This is a genomic window from Streptomyces sp. 8P21H-1 (assembly GCF_013302945.1).
Genome location: NZ_JABTYA010000262.1, coordinates 1 through 2,787, shown reverse-complemented (window position 1 = coordinate 2,787; position 2,787 = coordinate 1). Strand labels below are relative to the sequence as shown.

Annotated in this window: 2 protein-coding genes and 2 pseudogenes; 2 read left to right on the top strand and 2 right to left on the bottom strand. The window is 74.8% G+C overall.

Annotation, left to right across the window (positions count from 1 at the left end; translation table 11 throughout):
• Window positions 1–771, bottom strand: a pseudogene (locus HO151_RS05310) (hypothetical protein); the annotation flags it as partial.
• Window positions 772–1,031: 260 nt separating this feature from the next.
• On the opposite strand from HO151_RS05310, the gene HO151_RS05305 reads away from it, so the two are divergent.
• Together HO151_RS05305 and HO151_RS05300 are read left to right on the top strand one after the other, a co-directional pair.
• Window positions 1,032–1,481, top strand: a complete 450-nt coding sequence (locus tag HO151_RS05305; RefSeq protein WP_368039430.1) for a hypothetical protein — start codon at window positions 1,032–1,034, stop codon at window positions 1,479–1,481.
• Between the two features lie 97 nt (window positions 1,482–1,578).
• Window positions 1,579–2,454, top strand: coding sequence for a spermidine synthase (locus HO151_RS05300; protein WP_173894942.1), 876 nt, complete (start codon window positions 1,579–1,581; stop codon window positions 2,452–2,454).
• 5 nt (window positions 2,455–2,459) lie between these two features.
• Here HO151_RS05300 and HO151_RS05295 read toward each other — a convergent pair.
• A pseudogene (locus HO151_RS05295) lies at window positions 2,460–2,787 on the bottom strand (hypothetical protein); the annotation flags it as partial.

Below are 2,787 nucleotides of genomic sequence, written 5' to 3'. Positions count from 1 at the left end.
CAGGCCGTCGGCGCCGTGCCGGTCGTCCAGCAGCCGGATCCTGCGGACGGTCTCCTCCAGCGCTCCGGCCTCGGGCCCTGCCCCGCCCTTCCGGTGCGCGGAACGCGGCGCGGCCTCGGCCGTACCGCGGAACGCGGGCCCCCAGGGGCCCAGGGAGGCCGCCGCCACGGCGGCGGTTCCTCCGCTCATGAATGCGCGACGTCGCACGTCGCTCTCCTCGTGGCTCTGATCGTCGGACCCGCGCGGGTCGCGAGGATCGCTCGGGTCCTGTGGGGCGTGTGGGTGCTGCGGGGCGTGCGGGTCGTACGGGTCCTGTGCGTCGTATGCGGCACATGTGTCGTGCGCGTCGTGCAGTGCGTGCGGGTCGTGCGTGCAGTGTGTCGCTGCGTCCGGCGCATGGGAACCGTCCGTCTCAGGCGGAGTGCGCGGCGGGCTCTCGGTGTGTGCCGCGGGCGCCTGCTCGGCGGCGCGCGCCCCCCGCCCGCGCACCGCCGAACGGGGTACGAAGCCCAGGTCGGTCAGCGTCCGGCCGGGGAACATGTGCAGGAACACCCGCTCGTACGCGTAGTTGGGGCAGCGGATCTCCCCCGCCTCGACCCGCCCGATGTAGCGCGCGTCGCAGCTGACCTGCTCGTCGATCTCCCGGGCCGCCCGCCGCACCGCCGCGGCGAACTCGCCGGGCGAGCGCCGTCCGCGCAGCCGCCGGAAGGCGAGGTTCGGCTGCAGCGGCTGTGGCGGCCGGGACGACGGGGGCATCGGTGACCACGTCATGGCCGGGTCCTCTCTCGCGAACCGTCGAACCAGGCCGGAAACGGCGCGAGTTGACCGGGTGACCGATCGGGTCGCGCCTGTGTTTCCGGCGGGCACGAACCTACTCGCTGCGAAAAGATCGCCATACTGGATTTGGTTACAAAACGGATATCTCATACCTGTTCTGCCATCAACTGCCATCCTTTGCGGTCGGTTTCCGCCGTAGCCGTCGACGCCGTGGAGCGTTGAGCCATGTGGTGTGCTCGATCGAGGAGGGTTCCGTGGTGGAGGCCAGGATGGAGACCGGGCAGAGCGTCGGCTGCTGCCTTCCGGGAGAGCCGTGCGGTGGTGAGCGGCGGGGTGCCGGCGCCGCTCCCGGGGGCCCGTGCGACCTCGTCACCGTGCCGGCCCGGCAGGGACTGGAGGCCGTCGACATCCTGCTGCGGGGCGCCCCCGCCGAGTCGGTCGGGCCGGTCCTGCACGACGACAGCTGCGACACCCTCGGGTTCCTGGTGCCGCCGGGCACGGCTTCCGCCTGGGACGTCCCGGGCAGCGTCTGCACGCGGACCGGCGGGCGGGGGGCCCGGCCGGCGCCCGAGCCGCCCGTCGAGGGCTCGGACTGGCTGCTGCCGCCGGAGGAGGAGGCGGAACTGGCCACCGACCCCGCGGCGCTGCGGGCGGCGCTGGGGGAGGCGGCACGGTTGATCGAGGCCGCGGACAACTGCCGTTGAGGCCCGGCGGGGGGCGGCGGAACCCTGCGGGGCCCGGCGACTCCGTCGGGAGGGCGGGTGCCGGGCGGGCCCGTTCCGCGCGGTCGATAATGGGGGGATGGCCAGGGCGAGGAACAAACGGGCGGGTGACAGGCGTGGCGGGAGCCCGGCCGTCGTCGAGCAGGTGGACGGCGGGCTCGCCGAGCTCCTGCCCGACCGGGAGCGGGCGCGGGGGTGGACCCTGCTCGTCGACGGGGCCCCGCAGTCCCATGTCGACCTCGACGACCCGGCGTACCTGGGCTTCGAGTACCAGCGCCGTCTCGGGCACGTCATCGACCTCGCCGCCCCGCCCGGCAGGCCCGTGCACGCCGTGCACCTCGGGGGCGGCGCGCTCACCCTCGCCCGGTACGTGGCCGCGACCCGCCCCCGCTCCACCCAGCAGGTCGTCGAGCGGGACGCCGCGCTGGTCCGGCTGGTCCGGCGGGAGCTGCCGTGGGACCCGAACGCCCGGATCAGGGTGCGGTCCGCCGACGCGCGCGAAGGGCTCGCCAAGGTGCCGGACGGGTGGGCGGACCTCGTCGTCGCGGACGTGTTCAGCGGGGCGCGTACACCCGCGCACCTGACGTCCGGCGAGTTCCTCACCGACGTACGCAGGGTCGTCAGGGCCGGTGGTGTGTACGCCGCCAACCTCACCGACGGTCCGCCCCTGGCGCACCTGCGCGGCCAGATCGCCACCGCGGCCGGCGTCTTCCCTGAGCTCGCCCTCGTCGCCGACCCGGCGGTCCTGCGGGGTAAACGTTTCGGCAACGCCGTCCTGGTCGCCTCGGACCGTCCGCTGCCGGTCCAGGACCTGACCCGACGGGCGGCCTCCGACCCCCACCCGGCAAGGGTCGAACACGGCAGACCGCTCCTGGACTTCACCGGCGGGGCGACCCCGGTGACGGACGCGTCGGCGGTGGCGTCCCCCGCCCCTCCGCCGTCCGCCTTCCGGTAGGAGGCTCAGTAGTCGTTGATCTCCACCCGCGGCGCGGAGTCGTGCCACGTGCAGAACACCGACACCCGGTCCGCCCCGGCGGAGAACTCCACCCGGATCCACGCCTCGGTCTTCCACACCTGCATCGACCACCCCGACGCGGGCGTCGCGGACACCAGTGACGCCGACGCCGCGCCGAGTTCGAACACGGCCCGGCCGCCCTCGGTGTCGTAGCTGCGCACCTCGCCGGAGGCACCCGCGTCCGGGGTGGGGTCCGCCGGCTCCGAGGGCGACGGGGACGGCGGGGCCGGGGACGGTACGGCCGAGGGCGAACGGCTCGCGCTCGGCGCACGG

Coding starts and splice junctions, on each gene's coding strand:
- HO151_RS05300 (WP_173894942.1), top strand. CDS start 1,579: ATGGCCAGGGCGAGGAACAAACGGGCGGGTGACAGGCGTGGCGGGAGC.